Annotated in this window: 17 protein-coding genes; 12 read left to right on the forward strand and 5 right to left on the reverse strand. The window is 69.3% G+C overall.

The window, feature by feature from the left end:
- Positions 1–187: 187 nt before the first annotated feature.
- The gene (gene aspS / locus G6045_RS27965; protein WP_165334914.1) at positions 188–1,963 is read right to left on the reverse strand and encodes an aspartate--tRNA ligase; all 1,776 of its coding nucleotides are present in this window, start codon (positions 1,961–1,963) and stop codon (positions 188–190) included.
- Positions 1,964–2,166: 203 nt separating this feature from the next.
- On the opposite strand from aspS, the gene G6045_RS27970 reads away from it, so the two are divergent.
- Positions 2,167–4,338, forward strand: coding sequence for an ATP-binding SpoIIE family protein phosphatase (locus G6045_RS27970; RefSeq protein WP_165334899.1), 2,172 nt, complete (start codon positions 2,167–2,169; stop codon positions 4,336–4,338).
- 6 nt (positions 4,339–4,344) lie between these two features.
- Here G6045_RS27970 and G6045_RS27975 read toward each other — a convergent pair whose 3' ends face one another.
- On the reverse strand, positions 4,345–5,385 hold the full coding sequence (locus G6045_RS27975; RefSeq protein ID WP_165334900.1) for an AI-2E family transporter: 1,041 nt from the start codon (positions 5,383–5,385) through the stop codon (positions 4,345–4,347).
- A gap of 359 nt (positions 5,386–5,744) precedes the next feature.
- On the opposite strand from G6045_RS27975, the gene G6045_RS27980 reads away from it, so the two are divergent.
- From G6045_RS27980 to G6045_RS27995, 4 genes are all read left to right on the forward strand, one after another.
- The gene (locus G6045_RS27980) at positions 5,745–5,948 is read left to right on the forward strand and encodes a cold-shock protein (protein ID WP_020113641.1); all 204 of its coding nucleotides are present in this window, start codon (positions 5,745–5,747) and stop codon (positions 5,946–5,948) included.
- A 227-nt stretch (positions 5,949–6,175) separates the two neighbouring features.
- Positions 6,176–7,705, forward strand: a complete 1,530-nt coding sequence (locus tag G6045_RS27985) for a DEAD/DEAH box helicase (protein WP_165334901.1) — start codon at positions 6,176–6,178, stop codon at positions 7,703–7,705.
- A gap of 78 nt (positions 7,706–7,783) precedes the next feature.
- Positions 7,784–8,092 (forward strand): SCO5918 family protein, encoded by a 309-nt coding sequence (locus tag G6045_RS27990; RefSeq protein WP_165334902.1) that lies wholly within the window; start codon positions 7,784–7,786, stop codon positions 8,090–8,092.
- 494 nt (positions 8,093–8,586) lie between these two features.
- Entirely contained in the window at positions 8,587–8,925 is a 339-nt protein-coding gene (locus G6045_RS27995; protein WP_165334903.1) for a MerR family transcriptional regulator, read from the forward strand.
- Between the two features lie 78 nt (positions 8,926–9,003).
- On the opposite strand, the gene G6045_RS28000 is transcribed toward G6045_RS27995, so the two are convergent.
- Together G6045_RS28000 and G6045_RS28005 are read right to left on the reverse strand one after the other, a co-directional pair.
- Positions 9,004–9,960, reverse strand: a complete 957-nt coding sequence (locus tag G6045_RS28000; RefSeq protein WP_165334904.1) for a pirin family protein — start codon at positions 9,958–9,960, stop codon at positions 9,004–9,006.
- 112 nt (positions 9,961–10,072) lie between these two features.
- Positions 10,073–10,564 carry an SseB family protein gene (locus tag G6045_RS28005; RefSeq protein WP_165334905.1) on the reverse strand — a complete coding sequence of 164 codons (492 nt, stop codon included), beginning with the start codon at positions 10,562–10,564 and terminating at the stop codon, positions 10,073–10,075.
- Between the two features lie 157 nt (positions 10,565–10,721).
- Between G6045_RS28005 and G6045_RS28010 the strand changes: the two genes are divergently transcribed.
- The 5 genes from G6045_RS28010 to G6045_RS28030 all read left to right on the forward strand — a co-directional run bounded on the left by G6045_RS28010 (position 10,722) and on the right by G6045_RS28030 (position 15,758).
- On the forward strand, positions 10,722–12,554 hold the full coding sequence (locus tag G6045_RS28010; RefSeq protein ID WP_165334906.1) for an acyl-CoA dehydrogenase: 1,833 nt from the start codon (positions 10,722–10,724) through the stop codon (positions 12,552–12,554).
- A gap of 104 nt (positions 12,555–12,658) precedes the next feature.
- On the forward strand, positions 12,659–13,297 hold the full coding sequence (locus G6045_RS28015) for a hypothetical protein (RefSeq protein ID WP_165334907.1): 639 nt from the start codon (positions 12,659–12,661) through the stop codon (positions 13,295–13,297).
- 48 nt (positions 13,298–13,345) lie between these two features.
- A complete protein-coding gene (locus G6045_RS28020; protein ID WP_165334908.1) occupies positions 13,346–14,644 on the forward strand; it encodes a M18 family aminopeptidase in 1,299 nt (432 codons plus the stop codon).
- A gap of 78 nt (positions 14,645–14,722) precedes the next feature.
- Complete coding sequence (locus tag G6045_RS28025; protein WP_165334909.1) at positions 14,723–14,947, forward strand: DUF6458 family protein; 225 nt, start codon at positions 14,723–14,725, stop codon at positions 14,945–14,947.
- 112 nt (positions 14,948–15,059) lie between these two features.
- Positions 15,060–15,758, forward strand: a complete 699-nt coding sequence (locus G6045_RS28030) for a DUF4232 domain-containing protein (protein ID WP_165334910.1) — start codon at positions 15,060–15,062, stop codon at positions 15,756–15,758.
- A 27-nt stretch (positions 15,759–15,785) separates the two neighbouring features.
- Here G6045_RS28030 and G6045_RS28035 read toward each other — a convergent pair whose 3' ends face one another.
- Positions 15,786–17,594: an NHL domain-containing thioredoxin family protein gene (locus tag G6045_RS28035; protein ID WP_165334911.1), complete on the reverse strand. Its 1,809-nt coding sequence runs from the start codon at positions 17,592–17,594 to the stop codon at positions 15,786–15,788.
- Between the two features lie 63 nt (positions 17,595–17,657).
- Between G6045_RS28035 and G6045_RS28040 the strand changes: the two genes are divergently transcribed.
- Both G6045_RS28040 and G6045_RS28045 read left to right on the forward strand, forming a co-directional pair.
- Positions 17,658–18,161, forward strand: coding sequence for an LURP-one-related/scramblase family protein (locus G6045_RS28040; protein ID WP_165334912.1), 504 nt, complete (start codon positions 17,658–17,660; stop codon positions 18,159–18,161).
- A gap of 138 nt (positions 18,162–18,299) precedes the next feature.
- Positions 18,300–19,283, forward strand: a complete 984-nt coding sequence (locus G6045_RS28045; RefSeq protein WP_165334913.1) for a hypothetical protein — start codon at positions 18,300–18,302, stop codon at positions 19,281–19,283.
- Positions 19,284–19,431: the final 148 nt, after the last annotated feature.

Here is a 19,431-nt window from a genome sequence, read left to right on the forward strand (position 1 = left end):
GGGGCGGGTAGGGGAAAAGTCGCCCGCCGCAGGCGCCCCCCACCCGCACCCGGCAACCAGCCGGCAGCCCACCGGGGCAACCGGACCGCACCCGGCAACGAGACCGCACCCGCGACAGGGGCAACCGGACCGCACGCCGAAGGGCCCGGAACCGAAACGGTTCCGGGCCCTTCGTCACGTACAAGACCTACTCGGCATCCTTCTTGGCCACCGGCTTGCGCAGCGAGATGTTGAGCTCCCGCAGACGGGACTCGTCCAGCTCCGTGGGCGCCCCCATCATCAGATCCTGCGCGTTCTGGTTGAGCGGGAACGCGATGGTCTCCCGGATGTTCGGCTCATCCGCGAGCAGCATGACCATGCGGTCCACACCCGGGGCGATCCCCCCGTGCGGCGGGGCGCCGAAGCGGAAAGCCCGCAGCATGCCGGCGAACTCGTGCTCGACGGTCTCCGCGTCATAGCCCGCGATCTCGAACGCCTTGAACATGATGTCGGGCTCGTGGTTACGGATCGCACCGGACGACAGCTCGATGCCGTTGCAGACGATGTCGTACTGCCAGGCAAGGATGTCGAGCGGGTCCTTCTCCTCCAGGTCGGCCATGCCGCCCTGGGGCATCGAGAAGGGGTTGTGCGAGAAGTCGATCTTCCCGGTCTCCTCGTCCTTCTCGTACATCGGGAAGTCGACGATCCAGCAGAACCGGAACACGCCCTCCTCGAAGTGCCCCGCACGCTTCGCGGCCTCGACCCGGACCGCGCCCATGATCTTGGAGACCTCGTCGAACTCGCCCGCGCCGAAGAACACGGCATGCCCGGCGACCAGGCCGAGACGCTCGGTGAGGACCTTGTTGTTCTCCTCGGTGAGGAACTTGGCGATCGGGCCCTGGAACGAGCCGTCCTCGCCGACCCGGATCCAGGCCAGACCCTTGGCGCCCTGCTCGACCGCGTAGTCCCCGAGGCCGTCGAAGAACTTACGGGTCTGCCCGGCCGTGTCCGGCACCGGCAGCGCCCGCACGTGCTTGCCGGCGAACGCCTTGAACTCGGAGCCCTCGAACACGTCGGTGATGTCGACCAGTTCGAGCTTCGCGCGCAGGTCGGGCTTGTCGTTGCCGTACTTCAGCATCGACTCGCGGAACGGGATCCGCGGGAAGGGAGAGGTGACCTCGCGACCGCCACCGAACTCGGTGAAGATCTCGGTCATCAGCTTCTCGATCGGCTGGAAGACGTCCTCCTGCTCGACGAAGCTCATCTCGACGTCGAGCTGGTAGAACTCGCCCGGCGAACGGTCCGCGCGGGCGTCCTCGTCGCGGAAGCAGGGCGCGATCTGGAAGTAGCGGTCGAAGCCCGAGATCATCAGCAGCTGCTTGAACTGCTGCGGGGCCTGCGGCAGCGCGTAGAACTTGCCGGGGTTCAGACGCGACGGCACGACGAAGTCGCGGGCGCCCTCGGGCGAGGTGGCCGTCAGGATCGGCGTCGCCATCTCGTTGAAGCCGAGCGCCACCATCTTGGAGCGGATGGAGGCGATCACGGCCGACCGCAGCATGATGTTGCGGTGCATGCGCTCACGGCGCAGGTCCAGGAAGCGGTACTCCAGGCGGCGCTCCTCGCCGACCCCGTCGTCCTGGTTGATCTGGAACGGGAGCTGCTCGGCCGCACCGAGGATCTCCACCTCGGCGACCTCGACCTCGACCTCACCGGTCGGCAGCTCGGGGTTCACGTTGTCGGCGCCGCGGGAGACGACCTTGCCGTCGATCCGTACGACCGATTCCTTGGTCTGCTTGTCGAGCGCCTCGTACGCGGGGGTGCCGGGGCGGGCGACGAGCTGGGTGATGCCGTAGTGGTCGCGCAGATCGATGAAGAGGATGCCGCCGAGGTCGCGCCGATTGTGCAGCCATCCGCTGAGCCGGACGTCCTGCCCGACGTCGCTGGAGCGGAGCTGGCCGCAGGAATGGGACCGGTACCGGTGCATGTTCTTCATCCAGTTCTTCGCGGGCACGGTGCGCGTCGGCGGTGCCGCGGGGATTCTGTTCGCGTCGTTCATCGCGAGACAAGCGGGAATCAACGCGCTCAAGGTTACCCGTCACCGTCCAGGGCGCCGTCCGGGTTTTCCCGGGCCTCACGGCCCCGGCCCGCGATGTGCACCTTTCGGTCTTACCTACTTAATCTGGGGCAATGCGAACCGACCCCGACGACGAGCGGGCCGTGTGCCTGCCCCCGGTCGGGGACGTGCTCGAGGCCGTCGCCACCGGACTCTGGCAGTGGGACGAGGCCACCGGAGTCGTCACCCTCGACGCCGAGGCCGCGCGCCTGCTCGCGCTCGGCACACCCGAGGCCCCGATCGAGGGCCAGATAGCCGTCACGGAGGCCGCGATCCGGTCCCGCTTCCATCCGGTGGACTGGAACGAGATCAAGGGCGTGGTCAATCTCGCCGTACTCGAAGGCACGCTCGCCGAGGCCCGCCTGCGGATCATGGACGACCGCGGCCAGATCGTCCGCACGATACGAAGCCGTACGAAACCCCTGGTCAAGGGCGATCACTTCAAGCTGATCGGCACGATCCAGGAGGTCACCGAACCGCCCCCGGGCGCCTCCGCCCGCAGCCCCGTCACCGGCGACTGGCGCCGCTCGCGCGAGGCCTTCCTGCTCGACGCGGGGCGGGCGCTCGCCGAAGCCCGCTCCACCGCCGAGGTGCTGCGGGTCGCCGCGGGCCTGTCCATGCCCGGCTTCGAGCCGAACGGTCTGGCCGTCTTCGGCGTCCAGGGCGACCACCTGTCGATCATCGGCCACCACGGCCATACGCAGGACGACGAGCAGCCCTTCCGCGACATCAGGCTGGACGCCCAGTACCCGGCCGCCGACGTGGTCCGCACGGGCCGCGCGATCTACCTCTCGAGCCCGGAGGAGTACAGCTCCCGCTACCCGGCCACCTGGCCCTTCGTGCGGCGCTTCGACCGCAAGTCCTGGGCGTTCCTGCCGCTGACCGTCGCGGGCCGCACGATGGGGTCGTGGATGGCGGGCTTCGCGCACCCCGTCTCGTTCACCCCCGACGAGCGCTCGGTCCTGACCACGGTCGCCCGGATGCTCGCCCAGGCCCTGTCCCGCGCGGGCGCCGCCGAGACGGAGCGCGAACTCACCGAGGGCCTGCAGCGCTCGATGCTGCCGACGCTCGGCCCCGAGATACCCGGCCTCTCGGTCGCCGCCCGCTATGTGCCGACCGGCGGCGGCCTCCAGGTCGGCGGCGACTGGTACGACATGATCCCGCTGCCCAACGGCCGGATCGCGCTCGTCATCGGCGACGTACAGGGCCATGACGTACGGGCGGCAGGTCTCATGGGCCAGCTGCGGATCGCCCTGCGCGCGTACGCGTCCGAGGGCCACCGCCCCGACGCGGTCCTCTCCCGCGCCTCCCGCTTCCTCTACGGGATCACGGACTCGATCACGTACGGCTCGACCGGCGGCCCGGACGCCGGCGGCACCGCCGACCCGCGCTTCGCGACCTGTCTGTACCTGGAGGCCGACCCGGCGACCGGCCATCTGGAGATCGCCCGCGCGGGCCACCCGGACCCGGTGGTCCGCACCCCCGACGGCACGGTCATGATCCGGCCCACCGCGGGCGGGCTCCCGCTCGGCATCGACCCCGACGCGGACTATCCGACGACGGCGATCACCCTCGAGCCGGGCGAGCTCCTGATGCTCTGCACCGACGGCCTCATCGAGACCGGCGGCCACGACATGTACACCGGCTTCACCCGGCTGCAGCCCATCCTCGAACAGCACCGCGGCGACGACCTCGAAGAGCTCGCGGACGCCCTGGTCCAGGGCGTGCACGGCCCGTCCTCGCACCACTCCACCGGCCCGCTCGTCGACCGCCGCGAGGACGACATCGCGGTCGTCCTGCTCGGCCGCCCGAGCCTGCACGGAGCCGCGGACGAGCCGGTGCACCCGCCGGTGCGCCGCATCATGCTGTCGGTCGCCCAGCCCGAGCCGCAGCGCATCGCCGAATGCCGCCAGCAGCTGCGCGACCTGCTGCACGACTGGGCCGACCCCGAACAGGTCGACTCCGCGGTGCTCCTCGTCTCCGAGATGGTCACCAACGTCCTCGTCCACACCGACGGCGACGCCCTCCTGATCGCCGAGGCCCACGGCGAGCTCGGCCGACGCCGGCTGCGCGTCGAAGTCTCCGACTCCAGCGACGACCTCCCGCACAAGCGCCGCCCCGGCGAACTCGCCTCGTCAGGACGCGGGTTGGTCCTGATGGAGCTGCTCGCGGACGCGTGGGGCGTGGACCCGCGGGGCCAGGGCAAGTCGATCTGGTTCGAGCTCTACGAGGCGGTCAAGCTCTAGCCGGCGCTAGGCCGGCTTGCGCGCGTACTGCTCCCGCAGCTCGGAGTAGATGCCGAACGCGGCCGCCGTCAGCGGCACCGCGAGCAGCATCCCCAGGATCCCCGCGACCGAGGCACCCGCGGTGATCGCGACCATCACGACCGCCGGATGCATCTGCACGGTCCGCGACTGGATCATCGGCTGCAGCACATGCCCTTCGAGCACCTGCACCGCCAGGACGACGCCGAGCGCCCACAGACCGATGATGAACCCCCGGTCGGCCAGCGCGACGAGCACGGCGACGGCGCCGGAGATGAAGGCTCCGAGATAGGGGATGTACGCCCCCACGAACACCAGCGCCCCGAGCCCCACGGCCCCCGGCACCTGGAGGATCAGCAGCCCGACGGTGATGCAGAGCGCATCGATCAGGGCGATCAGCGTGGTGCCGCGCATGAACCCCTCGATGGCCTCGAAGGCCCGCCGCGCCATGGTCTCCAGGGCCTCGCCCCGGCCGCGCGGGGCGAACGAGTGCAGGGCGGCGACGGCGCGGTCGGAGTCGCGCAGGAAGAAGAACACGAGGAGCAGCGCGAGCACGGCCATCGCGATCATCTCGCCCACCACGCTGACCCCGCTGATCACCCCGGACGCGGCGGTGCTGCCGAACCTGGAGAGCAGGTCCTTGGAGTTCGCGGCGAGGTCGTCGAGCGAGGTGCCGGCCGCACCGAGATGCGTGGCAAGGGACTTCGCGGCCTCCCGGAGCGAGGCGATGATCTGGTCCCCGGTCTCGATCAGCGCACTGACCACGATGTACCCGGCGCCGCCGACCACCAGGACCACGGCGGCACACGTCAGCCCGGCGGCAAGGGACTTCTGCACCTTCATCTTCACCAGCCGCCGGTACAGCGGCCCGAGCAGCGCCGTGCCCAGGAGCGCGAGCAGTACGGGCACGACGGCGGTCTTGAGGTGGACGCACAGCCAGATGCCCACGGCGCTGAGCGCGATGAGCAGCAGAGCGAGCACGCTCCAGGCACCGATCTTGCGGGCGTTCTCGGGGAGCAGAGTGAGCACGGTCCCAGCCGACCACCGCTGCCCGGGACCCGCGCGCCGGGCGGGCCGCAGGAGTGATCCCGTGCCGCACGGGCCCCCATATGTGTGCCGGCCGAGACAGAATTAGCGTGAACGCGCGGGGAAGATTTCTGGTGCGGCAGCGAGAATGGACAATTCATGCGCACATGGCCGATCCCGCCGTGCTATCGTGGTTTCAGTTGCAGTTGTGGTTCCCGAAAACTTCAAGTGCCCCCAAGGCTTCTATGGCCACTGGGAGCACTTTCGTATGTCCGGTCATTTATTTTCCGGCGGGTTGATCATCGCGGCGACACGGGCTCCGCACGGTGCGGAATCCGGAACTGCCCCGAAGGAGAATTGACATGGCTACTGGTACCGTGAAGTGGTTCAACGCTGAAAAGGGCTTCGGCTTCATCGAGCAGGACGGCGGCGGCCCCGACGTCTTCGCCCACTACTCGAACATCGCCGCCCAGGGCTTCCGTGAGCTCCAGGAAGGCCAGAAGGTGTCCTTCGACATCGCTCAGGGCCAGAAGGGCCCGACGGCGGAGAACATCGTCACCGCCTGACGCTCACGCAGTTGACAGCTGGGGCCCGCACCTTGCGTGCGGGCCCCAGCTCGTTGCTTTTTTCAGGCGAGGTTTCCCCGCCTGTCAGAATTTCTGTCCATTGTGAATTGCACGTCGACTGAAATTCTTCACATTCACGTATTTAACCTGGCTCGTTCTCGCAATTCCCTGTGCTGTTCGCTTGACTTCGGGAATTCCTTGGTACGTGCCGTATCAAGGAGGTTCCTTTGAACCGCGCACGCACAAATGAACGTTTCAGCCGCACGCGCAGCGGCTCTTCCGCCGGCAACAAGGGCGGGGGCTCCTACGGGTCCTCCGGTTCCGGCTCCTACGGCCGCCGCGGCGGTGCGCCGAACCGGGGCGGCAGCGGACGCCGCAAGCCCGCGCCGCAAGGCGAGTTCGCACTGCCCGTGACCGTCACCCCCGCGCTGCCCGCCGTCGAGGCGTTCGCCGACCTCGACATGCCGGAGCAGATGCTGGCGACGCTCGGCGCCCAGGGTGTGACCGAGCCGTTCCCGATCCAGGCGGCCACGCTGCCGAACGGCATCGCCGGCCGTGACGTCCTGGGCCGCGGCCGCACCGGCTCGGGCAAGACCCTCGCCTTCGGCCTCGCCCTGCTGTCCCGCACCGCCGGCCGGCGCGCACAGCCGCGTCAGCCGCTGGCTCTGGTCCTCGTCCCCACGCGCGAGCTGGCCCAGCAGGTCACCGACGCGCTCACGCCGTACGCCCGCTCGGTGAAGCTGCGTCTGGCCACGGTCGTCGGCGGCATGTCGATCGGCCGGCAGGCGGGCGCGCTGCGCGGTGGTGCCGAGGTCGTCATCGCGACCCCGGGCCGCCTCAAGGACCTCATAGACCGCGGCGACTGCCGCCTGGACCAGGTCGACATCACCGTCCTGGACGAGGCCGACCAGATGGCCGACATGGGCTTCATGCCCCAGGTCACCGCGCTGCTCGACCAGGTGCGTCCCGGCGGTCAGCGGATGCTGTTCTCGGCCACGCTCGACCGCAACGTCGACCGCCTCGTCCGCACGTACCTGAACGACCCGGTGGTCCACTCCGTGGACCCCAGCGCGGGCGCCGTCACGACGATGGAGCACCACGTCCTGCATGTCTCCGGTCCCGACAAGTACCGGACGACGACGGAGATCGCCGCCCGCGAGGGCCGCGTGATCATGTTCCTGGACACGAAGCACACCGTCGACAAGCTGACCAAGCACCTGCTGAACAGCGGTGTGCGTGCGGCCGCGCTGCACGGCGGCAAGTCCCAGCCGCAGCGCAACCGCACCCTGGCCCAGTTCAAGGACGGTCATGTGACGGTCCTGGTGGCGACCAACGTCGCCGCGCGCGGCATCCACGTCGACCAGCTCGACCTGGTCGTGAACGTGGACCCGCCCACCGATCACAAGGACTACCTGCACCGGGGCGGCCGCACCGCACGCGCCGGTGAGTCCGGCAGTGTCGTCACCCTGGTGACGCCCGACCAGCGCCGCCAGATGAGCCGGCTGATGGCCGATGCGGGCATCACCCCGCAGACCACCCAAGTACGGTCCGGCGACGCGGAGCTGACCCGTATCACCGGCGCCCAGGAGCCTTCGGGTGTCCCGGTCATCATCGCGGCGCCGGTCCCCGCGGAACGTCCCAAGCGCTCCGCGTCCTCGACCCGGGGGCGGCGCAGCCGCCCGGCTCAGGCCCGACGCACCGGGAGGCCGGCGACACAGCGCCGGTCTCAGGACCGTCCGGCCTCCGGCGCCGCTTAGAGCTTTCGCTCGGCGCCATCGGACCGTTCTACTTAGAGCCCGTCACGCGGCAACCCTCTTACCAACCTGTGAGGCATCATGCGCGTCGTCATCGCCCGTTTCCCCTTCGACCTCACCAAAGACGGTGTGATCGCCTCGATGAAGGGCATCAAGCCCGAGCCGATCACGGCCGGTTCGGTGCTCATCGGCCGCCGTCACTACCCGCTCAAGCAGGTGGGCGCGGTCGTCACGCGGCAGGACCGCCGTGACTTCTCCGCCGGTGAGGTCTCCCGTGCCATGACCCGTCTCGGCTTCACCTGCCGCGACGACGTCGAGACGCCCCCGCAGGCCCTCACCCCGCTCCAGGAGGCGTCCGCCGCTCTCGGCACGACCTCCGAGTCCCTCTGACGGGGGACATTCCCAGAGCAGTACCGAACAGCTTCGAGGCCCCGCCGACACCGTCGGCGGGGCCTCTTTGCATGCCGCCCCCGCAAGCAGAAATCTGTGCTCGCCGAAGTAGACATTGCGAGCCAGCGTGGCTAAGCTTTCTCTCGTAGATACGAGTCGAAGAGGGCCTGGCAGACACGAACTGCCAGGTGGCTGTACCTGAAGTTCGCACGTGAGCAAGTGGAAGTACTGAGGAAGAACGGAGGAACCAGACGCCATCAGGATCGCCCGGGCCCTCGGATCGTCACCGGCCCGGGTACCGCAAGACCCCGGAATGGAAGGTGGTCCCCGGTCACGCATCCGCGATCCTCGTTCGCCCGCCCCGCTCCCGGGCCGGGCGGCGGAAACAGTAGGTCGGCGCCACAGTAGGGCCGGCAGATGGTGTTCAATTTCCTTCGGGGCCCTGGTGCCGTACGGCGCCAGGGCCCCTCGACGCGTTGGTTCAACGAGGTGACATGACAGCAGATTCCCCGCTCAGCGGTCGTCTGGACGACGACGACTACCCCGCCTACACGATGGGGCGGGCCGCCGAGATGCTCGGCACCACGCCCGGTTTCCTCCGGGCCATCGGAGAGGCACGCCTGATCACGCCCCTGCGCTCGGAGGGCGGCCACCGCCGCTACTCGCGCTACCAGCTGCGGATCGCCGCACGCGCCCGCGAACTCGTCGACCAGGGGACCCCGGTCGAGGCCGCATGCCGCATCGTCATCCTCGAGGACCAGCTGGAAGACGCCCAGCGCCTCAACGCCGAATACCGGCGCGCCGCGGCCGGGCGGGCCACCTCCGAAGGCTGACCCGGCACGGCCGCGGCGCGTGCGTACGTCCGGTCCCGCATCGCGCGCACCCCGGTCCTGCAAGGCGCACGCCGATTCCTACATCCCGTGCACGGCGGGCACGGTGCCGAGCCGGCCCTTCTGGAAGTCCTCGAAGGCCTGCTGCAGCTCCGCCTGGGTGTTCATCACGAACGGCCCGTAGTGCGCCATCGGCTCACGGATCGGCCGGCCGCCGAGCAGGACGACCTCGAGGTCCGGGGTGTTCCCGTCCTGCTTCTCGTCCGCACGGACGGTCAGCGCGCCCCCGTCGCCGAAGACCGCGGTCTGACCCTTGTGGATCGGACGCCGCTCCTCGCCGACGGTGCCCCGACCGGCCAGGACGTACGCGAGCCCGTTGAAGTCGCTGCGCCAGGGCAGCGTCACCGAGGCACCCGGCCGTACGGTCGCGTGGATCATCGTGATCGGGGTGTGCGTGATGCCCGGACCCTCGTGCCCGTCCAGCTCACCGGCGATGACACGGAGCAGCGCGCCGCCGTCGGGGGAGCTGAGCAGCTGGACCTGGCCGCCGCGGATGTCCTGGTAGCGGGGGTCCATCATCTTGTCCTTGGCGGGCAGGTTCACCCACAGCTGCAGGCCGTGGAAGAGACCGCCGGACATCACGAGGTCCTCCGGCGGAGCCTCGATGTGCAGGAGGCCCGAACCCGCGGTCATCCACTGGGTGTCACCGTTGCGGATGGTGCCGCCGCCACCGTTGGAGTCCTGGTGGATGAAGGTCCCGTCGATCAGATACGTGACGGTCTCGAAGCCGCGGTGGGGGTGCCACGGGGTGCCCTTGGGCTCACCCGGCGCGTACTCCACCTCGCCCATCTGATCCATCATGATGAACGGGTCGAGGTACTTGTAGTTGATGCCCGCGAACGCGCGGCGCACCGGGAAGCCCTCGCCCTCGAAGCCGGTCGGCGCGGTCGCCACGGCAAGGACCTTGCGCGCCACCGCGTCGGCGGGAGCGGCCACCTTGGGCAGGGTCAACGGGTTCTCGACGGTTACTGCAGGCATGGTCGGTACCTCCTTCTGATCCGAGAATAGTTGAATCTCGAACTTTCTGCCACCTGGAACGGAGAACGCCCGGGAGGTATTCCTCCCGGGCGTCCACGCGTACGCATGCCTGCTAGCCGTACATCCGCCGCATCGCGAAGTCGACCATCTGCTCCACGGCCTTCGCGTCGAAGACCATCCGGTGCTCACCCTCCATGTCGAGCACGAAGCCGTACCCCGTCGGCAGCAGGTCGATGACCTCGGCGCCGGTGATCACGAAGTACTTGGACTCCTTGCCCGCGTACCGCCGCAGCTCCTTGAGCGAGGTGAACATCGGGATGACCGGCTGCTGGGTGTTGTGCAGCGCCAGGAAGCCGGGATTGTCGCCGCGCGGGCAGTAGACCTTGGAGGTCGCGAAGATCTGCTGGAAGTCCTCGGCCGCCATCGAGCCGGTGGTGAAGGCGCGCACCGCGTCGGCGAGCGAGGGCGGGGACGGCTCGGGGTAGAGCGGGGCCTGCTGGCCGTACGCGGCACCGGGCATGCCGCCGCCCATCGGCTGCTGCGGCGGGGGCATGGGCGGTGCGTACTGCTGCTGCCCACCGGGGCTCTGGTCGTAGCCGTACATGGGGTCGAGCGTACTGGGTCACAGATGGCCGGTTTGGGGTTGCATCTTATTACCGACGGGTAGCATCATCGGAGCTACTAGCTGGTACGCATACGAGGATCCTGTCGGTTCACCTGCCGGGATCCACCTCCTCCCGGACTTTTACGGAGCCGTCGCCATGGGGCACTACAAGTCGAATCTCCGCGACATCGAGTTCAACCTCTTCGAGGTGCTCGGGCGCGACAAGCTGTACGGCACCGGCCCGTTCGCGGAGATGGACACCGAGACCGCCAAGGACGTACTCGCCGAGCTCACCCGCCTCGCGGAGAACGAGCTGGCCGAGTCCTTCATCGACGCCGACCGCAACCCCCCGGTCTTCGACCCGGAGACCAACACGGCCCCGGTCCCGGCCTCCTTCAAGAAGTCCTACAAGGCCTTCATGGACTCCGAGTACTGGCGTCTTGGCCTGCCCGAGGAGATCGGCGGCACCACCGCGCCGCCGTCCCTGATCTGGTCGTACGCGGAGCTGGTGCTCGGCGCGAACCCGGCGATCTGGATGTACTCCTCCGGTCCGGCGTTCGCCCGGATCCTCTTCGAGGAGGGCACCGAGGAGCAGAAGAAGTGGGCGCAGATCGCCGTCGACAAGCTCTGGGGCTCGACGATGGTCCTCACCGAGCCGGATGCCGGTTCGGATGTCGGCGCCGGCCGCACCAAGGCCGTGCAGCAGGCGGACGGCTCCTGGCACATCACGGGCGTGAAGCGCTTCATCACGTCCGGTGAGCACGACATGGAGGAGAACATCCTCCACTACGTCCTCGCCCGCCCCGAAGGCCACGGCCCCGGCACCAAGGGTCTGTCGCTCTTCCTCGTGCCGAAGTTCCACTTCGACTTCGAGACCGGCGAGCTGGGCGAGCGCAACGGTGTGTACGCGACGAACGTCGAGCACAAGATGGGCCTCAAGGCCTCCAACACCTGCGAGATGACCTTCGGCGACCAGGCCGGCAACCCGGCCGTGGGCTGGCTGATCGGTGACAAGCACGACGGCATCCGCCAGATGTTCCGCATCATCGAGTTCGCCCGCATGATGGTCGGCACGAAGGCGATCTCCACGCTCTCCACCGGCTACCTGAACGCCCTGGAGTACGCCAAGGAGCGCGTGCAGGGTCCGGACCTCGCGCAGTTCATGGACAAGTCCGCGCCGAAGGTCACCATCACGCACCACCCCGACGTACGCCGCTCGCTGATGACGCAGAAGGCGTACGCGGAGGGCATGCGCGCGCTCGTCCTGCACACCGCGGCCGTGCAGGACGAGATCATGATCAAGGAAGCGGCCGGTGAGGACACCGCGCAGCTCGAGGCCCTCAACGACCTGCTCCTGCCGATCGTGAAGGGCTACGGCTCGGAGAAGGCGTACGAGCAGCTCGCGCAGTCGCTGCAGATCTTCGGCGGCTCCGGCTATCTGCAGGAGTACCCGATCGAGCAGTACATCCGGGACGCGAAGATCGACACCCTGTACGAGGGCACGACCGCGATCCAGGGCCAGGACTACTTCTTCCGGAAGATCGTCCGCAACCAGGGTGCCGCGCTCAACGCGCTGGCCGAGGACATCAAGAAGTTCCTCGCGGTCGGTACGGGCGGCGAGGAGCTGTCCGTCGCGCGCGAGCAGCTGGCCAAGGCGGCCGTCGAGCTGGAGGCCATCGTCGGCCTGATGCTCACGGACCTCGCGGCCACCGAGCAGGACGTCCGCTCGATCTACAAGGTGGGTCTCAACACGACCCGTCTGCTGCTCGCCTCCGGTGACGTGGTCGTCGGCTACCTGCTCCTCAAGGGCGCCGCGGTGGCCGCCGAGAAGCTGCCGAACGCGTCCGCGAAGGACAAGTCCTTCTACACCGGCAAGATCGCGGCCGCGAAGTTCTTCGCCGCCAACGTCCTGCCGGGCGTGACGGGTGCGCGCAAGCTCGCCGAGGGCGTGGACCTGGACCTGATGGACCTGGACGAGGCCGCTTTCTGATCGTCGCTCTTTGATCATCGCGATCGTCCGCTGTGCGTGACGGCCCGTCCCGGTCGGGGGACGGGCCGTCCGTATGATCGGACGTCTTCGACCAGGGGCGGGGTATGAACGGCAAGAGGTACGGGCGGATCGCGGTACTCGGCGCGGCAGCGGTGCTGCTCGCGGGATGCGGCGGGGGTGGCGGGGACGAGTCCGCGGACAAGCCGCTGAGCAAGAAGCAGGTGGACGCCGTGCTGCCGGACGCCGAGGCGATGTCCGGCTGGAAGGTCGCGGCCCGGTTGCCGGCCGAGCCCCTGCCCGAGGTGTCCAGGACGACGTTGTGCGGCGGCCAGAAGAGCGCGTGTGACGGTCTGCGCTCCTTCGCCCAGAGCACGTACACCGATCCGGGCAAGGAGTTCTCGGTGCTCGTCAGCGTCTTCGCGGCCGAGGACGCGGCCGGTGCGGAACCCGCGTACGACCGGCTGTGGGAGCGCGTCGAGGAGTCGGTGGGCAAGTCCAAGGGGCTCGACGCCGGGACGCTCGGCGACGAGCACTACGCCCTGCAGACCGAATACGGTCGCAGTGGGGGTCCGGCCGCGCAGATCCAGGTGCGGGTGGGTGCGACCGTCCTGCAGATCACCGGCGAGGCGGCCCCGGACGGCAAGCTCGACACCGACGCCGTCATCGACCTCGCCCGTGTGGTCACCGAACGAGCCGAGCAGGCAGGGCGCGGCGAGGATCCCTCCGCGGCCCTCGGCGACTGAAGCCACGGCTCCCGGGAGCGCGTCCGAGAGCGTCGTTAAGGTGAAGCCATGAGCAGCAGCGCAGCCGCCCGGTTCGACCGAGGCCACACCGACGACCTGATCACCTTCCTCTCCGCGAGCCCCACGCCGTACCACGCGGTGGCGAGCGCCGCCGAGCGGCTGGAGAAGGCCGGGTTCCGTCAGGTCGACGAGGCGGCCGAGTGGGATGGCACGAGCGGCGGCAAGTACGTCCTGCGCGGTGGCGCGATCATCGCCTGGTACGTGCCGGAGGGCGCCTCGGCGCACACCCCGTTCCGTATCGTCGGCGCCCACACCGACTCCCCCAACCTGCGCGTGAAGCCGCTGCCGGACACCGGTGCGTACGGCTGGCGGCAGGTCGCCGTGGAGATCTACGGCGGACCGCTGCTCAACTCCTGGCTCGACCGCGATCTCGGACTCGCGGGACGGCTGTCGCTGCGGGACGGCACGACCCGCCTGGTCAACGTCGGCCGGCCGCTCCTGCGCGTCCCGCAGCTCGCGATCCACATGGACCGCTCCATCTACGAGAAGGGGCTGCAGCTCGACAAGCAGAAGCACATGCAGCCCATCTGGGGCCTGGGCGAGCCGCACGAGGGCGATCTGATCTCCTTCCTCGAGGAGGAGAACGGGATCGCGGCCGGTGACGTGACCGGCTGGGACCTGATGGTGCACTCCATCGAGCCGCCCGCCTATCTCGGCCGCGACCAGGAGCTCCTCGCAGGGCCGCGGATGGACAACCTCCTCTCCCTGCACGCCGCGACGGCCGCGCTGACCGCCGCCTCTGCCTCCGGCGACCTCTCGTACATCCCGGTCCTCGCCGCCTTCGACCACGAGGAGAACGGGTCCCAGTCCGACACCGGCGCCGACGGGCCGCTGCTCGGCAGCGTGCTCGAGCGTTCGGTGTTCGCGCGCGGCGGCAGCTACGAGGACAAGGCCCGCGCCTTCGCCGGCACCGTCTGCCTGTCCTCCGACACCGGCCACGCGATCCACCCCAACTACGGGGAGCGCCACGACCCGACGCACCACCCGCGCGCCAACGGCGGCCCGATCCTCAAGGTCAACGTCAACAACCGCTACGCGACGGACGGTTCGGGCCGTGCGGTCTTCGTCGACGCGTGTGAGCGCGCGGGCGTCCCGTACCAGCACTTCGTCTCGAACAACGCGATGCCCTGCGGCACCACGATCGGCCCGATCACGGCGGCGCGGCACGGCATCAAGACCGTCGACATCGGTGTCGCGATCCTGTCGATGCACAGCGCGCGCGAGCTGTGCGGATCCGACGATCCGCATCTGCTCGCGAGCGCGCTCGCGGCCTTCCTGGAGTCCTGAACTCCCCTTTTCTGCATGGCTGTTCCGGCGCCGGGTACCCGGAGTGCCGGAACAGCCATGTACAGGGAGGCGGAAGTCATGGGCATGGGCGGATGCATCCTGCTGATCGCAGGCGGCGCCATCCTCACGTTCGCGACCAACTGGGAGATGCAGGGGGTCAACCTCGACATCGTGGGCATCATCCTGATGCTCGTCGGGATCATCGGTGTCGCGGCCTTCAGCTCGGCGGCACGCAAGCGGCGGGTCATCACCCCCGGCGGCACCGTGGTCGACGACCGTCAGACCGGGCGTACCTACGAGTGAGGCGTACGGACGAGGTCCGAGGGAACTGACGCGCGGCGATCCTCGTCTTGGAGCGCGGGGCGGTACGAACTCCGTACCCGCTGACCGCACTTCAAGCACGGGGGATTGATTCATGGGTACGTTGCGTCGGCGCGCCGCGCTCGTCATCGCGGGAACGGCCGCTGTCGGTATGGTCCTGACCGGCTGCTCGGACTCCGGGTCCGGGCGCAAGTCGTCCAACTCGTCCGGGGGCAGTTCGTCCTCGAAGGGTTCGTCGAAGGATTCCTCGAAGGGGTCGGGCAAGACGCAGGACCCGTCGGACACCCCGACCAAGGACGACGGCGGCAAGACCGTCCCCGCCGGCAAGCCCTCCAAGCCGGCCACGGGCGGCGGCGGCAGGACGGGTCCGTGCACCGACGCGGAGACCGAGCTGACTGTCACCGCCGCTCCGCGCCCGGTCAACTACCAGCTGATCACGCTCACCAACACCGGCAAGCGCACCTGCACGGTGCTGCACTACCCGGTCGTCAGCTTCGGCCCCGACCTCGACGGCACGGCAGAGGGCCGTGAGGACACCAGGCCGCAGGCCGTCGTCACGCTGAAGCCCGGCGCCTCCGCGTACGCCGGGCTCAACACGAGCCCGGCGGACCAGGCGGACGACGGCACCAAGCCGCACGCCAAGACCCTCTCCGTCGACCTGATCAAGAAGGTCGGCGCCGACGGCTCGACGGTCCAGCTCGGCGAGCCGGACACCGTCAAGGTGAACGACCTGTTCATCTACGAGCCCAAGGTGTCCTACTGGCAGCAGGAGATGGACCTGGCGCTCAGCTAGGGCCCCTTCGGGACCACACGTTCGGGGCTACGCGTCCATCCCCGCAAGGACCAGCGCCAGCCGGTCCGTCGCGCCCTCGGTGAGGCGGACCGGGACGCCCCAGTCCTGCTGGTGGACGTGGCAGGCGGGGTATTCGTTCGCCGGGTCGTCGTCGCACGAGGCGGCCATGGCCGATACGTGCAGGACACCCTCGGCGACGGCCGGGTTCAGCTCAAGGTCGCGGGCCAGGTCCGTGCCCGCGCCCTCGCCCGCGAGCAGCAGCTCGGGCGGGGTGGACGAGACGAGCAGACGGGTGGACGGGCCGTAGCGGGTGTCGAGCTTCTGGCCGGTCGGAGCCTGGAAGACCACGTCCAACGTGAGCTTGCCGGGGGCGACTTCGGTCGCGGCGCGCTGCGTACGGTGGGCGACCGCCTCCACCCGTACGGCCTCTTCGGGCAGCCGGAGCCGGGTGAGGCGGTGGCGGGCGGACTCGACGACCACGATGTCCTCGCCGACCAGGACCGCGTCGGAGGGCTCGCGAAGGTCGGTCGCCAGGGTGGTGACCTCGCCGGTCGCCGGGTCGTAGCGGCGCAGCGCGTGGTTGTACGTGTCGCTGACCGCGACCGATCCGTCGGGGAGCGCGGTGACGCCCAACGGGTGCTGGAGCAGGGCCTGTTCGGCGGCGCCGTCGCGGTGGCCGAAGTCGAAGAGACCGGTGCCGACGGCCGTGTGCACGATCCGGTCGCGGTCGATCCAGCGCAGCGCGCTGGTCTCCGAGTCCGCGATCCACAGCCGGTCCTCGGTGGCCTCGAGCCCGGAGGGCTGCGCGAACCAGGCCTCGGCCGCGGGTCCGTCGACCAGCCCCTCGTTGGTCGTGCCCGCCGCGACCTGGACCGTCCCGGCCTCCGGGTCGTAGGTCCACAACTGGTGCACACCGGCCATGGCGATCCAGACCAGCCCGTCGAACCACGCCACGTCCCACGGCGAGGAGAGGTCCACTTCGCGCGCCGGGCCCGAGGTGGGCGACCCCTGCCACCACTGGCGTCCGGTGCCGGCCACGGTCTCGATCGCGCCGGTCGACGGGTCGTACGTCCGCAGCGCGTGATTGACCGTATCGGCGATGATCACGCGCCCGTCGGGCAGCAGCGCCAGGCCCTGCGGCTCGCTGAACTCCCCCTCGCCGAAGCCGCGTTCACCGCTGCCGATCCGCCGTACGACCGTCTCGCCGTCGGAGGCCATCTCCACCAGCTGGTGCCGGGTCGAGTCGGAGACGAGGAAATTACCGCTGGGCAGCAGCAGCGCCTTGCCCGGGAAACGCAGATCGGTGGCGACCGGCTCGGGCGCGACATAGGGGCCGTCGCCGCGCCGCAGCGTCCCCTTCGCCTCGTGCTCGGCCTCGAGCTCCTCGACCAGCTTCTCGATCGCGTGCGCATGGCCCTCGCCGGCGTGCTGCGCGACGACATAGCCCTCGGGGTCGATGACGACGAGCGTCGGCCAGGCCCGCACGGCGTACTGCTTCCAGGTCGCGAGCTCCGGATCGTCCAGCACCGGGTGGTGCACCTCATAGCGCTCGACCGCGTCGACGACGGCCGCGTGCTCGGCCTCGTGCACGAACTTCGGCGAGTGCACCCCGATGATCACGACGGTGTCCGCGTGCTTCTGCTCCAGCTCGCGGAGCTCGTCGAGGACGTGCAGGCAGTTGATGCAGCAGAACGTCCAGAAGTCGAGGATGACGATGCGTCCGCGCAGGTCGGCGAGGGCGAGCTCCTTGCCTCCTGTGTTCAGCCAGCCGCCCTTGCCGGTCAGCTCGGGGGCACGGACTCGGGCGCGGCGGGGGGCCGGGGCTGCGTCGTTCATGGTTCAAGCTTGCCACCCGGGCGGCGCATGCCCGTCAGCCGGTCAGCGGGTACGGATCCCGGCATGAAATATCTCGTGCGCGACAAGCTCTTCGCCATCGGTGACGACTACTGGATCGAGGACGAGCAGGGCCGCAAGGCCTTCTTCGTCGACGGCAAGGCCATGCGGATCAAGGAGACCTTCGAGCTCAAGGATCCCGAGGGGCGGGTGCTCATCGACATCCGCGCCAAGATGTTCAGCCTGCGGGACGCGATGACCATCGAGCGCGGCGGCGAGGCGCTCGCCACGGTCAAGAAGAAGCGGTTCTCGCTGCTGCGCAATCACTACCGCGTCCAGCTGGTCGACGGCACCGAGCTGGACGTCAGCGGCAAGATCCTCGACCGCGAGTTCGTCGTCGAGTACGAGGGCGAGATGCTCGCGCACATCTCGCGGCGGTGGCTGCGGGTGCGCGAGACGTACGGCGTCGACGTCGTACGGGAGGAGGCCGACCCCTCGCTGATGATCGCGATCACGGTCTGTGTGATCCGGCTGGCCGAGAAGGAGCGGGTCGGCGAGGTCGTGGACTGACCGGCCCGGCGCCGGTCCGCCCGCGCGGGCTGCACCCGGATGCCTTCCCATGGCGTGCACGTCACCCAGTGCGATGGTGCGCTTACGGACAGTGGTCGATTTATCGACCTTCATCCGTAGGGAAGGAATTGGGTGGCTATGTCTGCATGGCACACCACGGGTCTGCGCGCCGCGACCGCGGCCGGGCTCGCACTGACGGTGGCGGTCACCGCCATGGGTACCGCACACGCCGACGAGAAGGAGCCCTCGTACGACTGGGGCACGGTCGTCGAGACCAAGGACGGCGTCCAGGCGAACGCCTGGGTCATCGGGGTCACGGGCATCGGGCGGTTGATCAACGCCCGCCTGTTCGAGTCGGCCTCGCCAGGCACTCCCAAGGCGCCCCGCGAGATGGAGGGCGGCAACGAGCTGGTCAACCTCGCCCCGGGCGGCGTCGGCCTCGGCAAGGTGTCGGCGCTGTACTCCAAGGCCCTCACCAACAAGCTGCCGGTGAACAAGTCGAGCAAGAAGACCTTCCCGGTCCCGGGCGCCTCGTACGCGAACGCCGGCGGCGGCTCCGTGCACATCGGTCTGCCCTACGTCGAGAACCCCTTCGGGGGCACGCCCCTTTCGGGTCTCGGTGTGAGCGTCGACGCGATCGACGTGCACGCGCGCTCGCTGCCGGGCCGGGCCGTGGAGTTCCAGGGCGGCGCGGCCAGCGGTGAGATCACGCTCTTCGGTACGAAGCTCATCGAGATTCCGCCGATCTGGGCGGTCAACCTCGGCGCGACCATCCCGGGCACCGGCAACGACGCCGCCCCGATCATCGCGCAGACCAACGAGCAGATCACCACCGACGCCAAGGGTGTGCCCACCAAGGGCAAGAACGGCTCGTACGCGTACGACCCGCGCGCCACGAGCGGTTACGTCAACGCGATCCACGCCAGCGTGCTCGGCCCGAACGTCGCCGACGTGACGATCGGCCACGCCGCCGTGATCCGCGACGCGGCCAAGACGGACCACCTCAAGGGCAAGATGCCCAAGGTTCCGACCCTGCTCGACCTGGTCACGGCGTCCAGCCACAAGCTGCCGACGGACCCCGGCGTCAAGCTGCCGACGGTTCCCGACCTGACCACGAACTGAGGCAGCCGCCTCGGCCGAGACCGGCCGCCGCTCGCCCGTCCGTCCCAGACGGCGGCGGTGGCGGCCGTCTCCATGGGCTTCGCCCGCCCGTCTTCATGGGCTCTGCCCACTCGTCTTCATGGGCTCCGCCCGCCCGTCTCCGTGGGCT

Source organism: Streptomyces mesophilus, from assembly GCF_011044995.1.
Classification (GTDB): domain Bacteria; phylum Actinomycetota; class Actinomycetes; order Streptomycetales; family Streptomycetaceae; genus Streptomyces; species Streptomyces mesophilus.

Excerpts from the sequence above, each read along its gene's own strand:
- G6045_RS28045 (WP_165334913.1), top strand. The coding sequence starts at position 18,300 with ATGTCTGCATGGCACACCACGGGTCTGCGCGCCGCGACCGCGGCCGGG.
- G6045_RS28030 (WP_165334910.1), top strand. The coding sequence starts at position 15,060 with ATGGGTACGTTGCGTCGGCGCGCCGCGCTCGTCATCGCGGGAACGGCC.
- G6045_RS28025 (WP_165334909.1), top strand. The coding sequence starts at position 14,723 with ATGGGCATGGGCGGATGCATCCTGCTGATCGCAGGCGGCGCCATCCTC.
- G6045_RS27980 (WP_020113641.1), top strand. The coding sequence starts at position 5,745 with ATGGCTACTGGTACCGTGAAGTGGTTCAACGCTGAAAAGGGCTTCGGC.
- G6045_RS28000 (WP_165334904.1), bottom strand. The coding sequence starts at position 9,960 with ATGCCTGCAGTAACCGTCGAGAACCCGTTGACCCTGCCCAAGGTGGCC.
- G6045_RS27995 (WP_165334903.1), top strand. The coding sequence starts at position 8,587 with ATGACAGCAGATTCCCCGCTCAGCGGTCGTCTGGACGACGACGACTAC.
- G6045_RS28015 (WP_165334907.1), top strand. The coding sequence starts at position 12,659 with ATGAACGGCAAGAGGTACGGGCGGATCGCGGTACTCGGCGCGGCAGCG.
- G6045_RS27990 (WP_165334902.1), top strand. The coding sequence starts at position 7,784 with ATGCGCGTCGTCATCGCCCGTTTCCCCTTCGACCTCACCAAAGACGGT.
- G6045_RS28035 (WP_165334911.1), bottom strand. The coding sequence starts at position 17,594 with ATGAACGACGCAGCCCCGGCCCCCCGCCGCGCCCGAGTCCGTGCCCCC.
- G6045_RS28005 (WP_165334905.1), bottom strand. The coding sequence starts at position 10,564 with ATGTACGGCTACGACCAGAGCCCCGGTGGGCAGCAGCAGTACGCACCG.
- G6045_RS28040 (WP_165334912.1), top strand. The coding sequence starts at position 17,658 with ATGAAATATCTCGTGCGCGACAAGCTCTTCGCCATCGGTGACGACTAC.
- G6045_RS27970 (WP_165334899.1), top strand. The coding sequence starts at position 2,167 with ATGCGAACCGACCCCGACGACGAGCGGGCCGTGTGCCTGCCCCCGGTC.
- G6045_RS28010 (WP_165334906.1), top strand. The coding sequence starts at position 10,722 with ATGGGGCACTACAAGTCGAATCTCCGCGACATCGAGTTCAACCTCTTC.
- aspS (WP_165334914.1), bottom strand. The coding sequence starts at position 1,963 with ATGCACCGGTACCGGTCCCATTCCTGCGGCCAGCTCCGCTCCAGCGAC.
- G6045_RS28020 (WP_165334908.1), top strand. The coding sequence starts at position 13,346 with ATGAGCAGCAGCGCAGCCGCCCGGTTCGACCGAGGCCACACCGACGAC.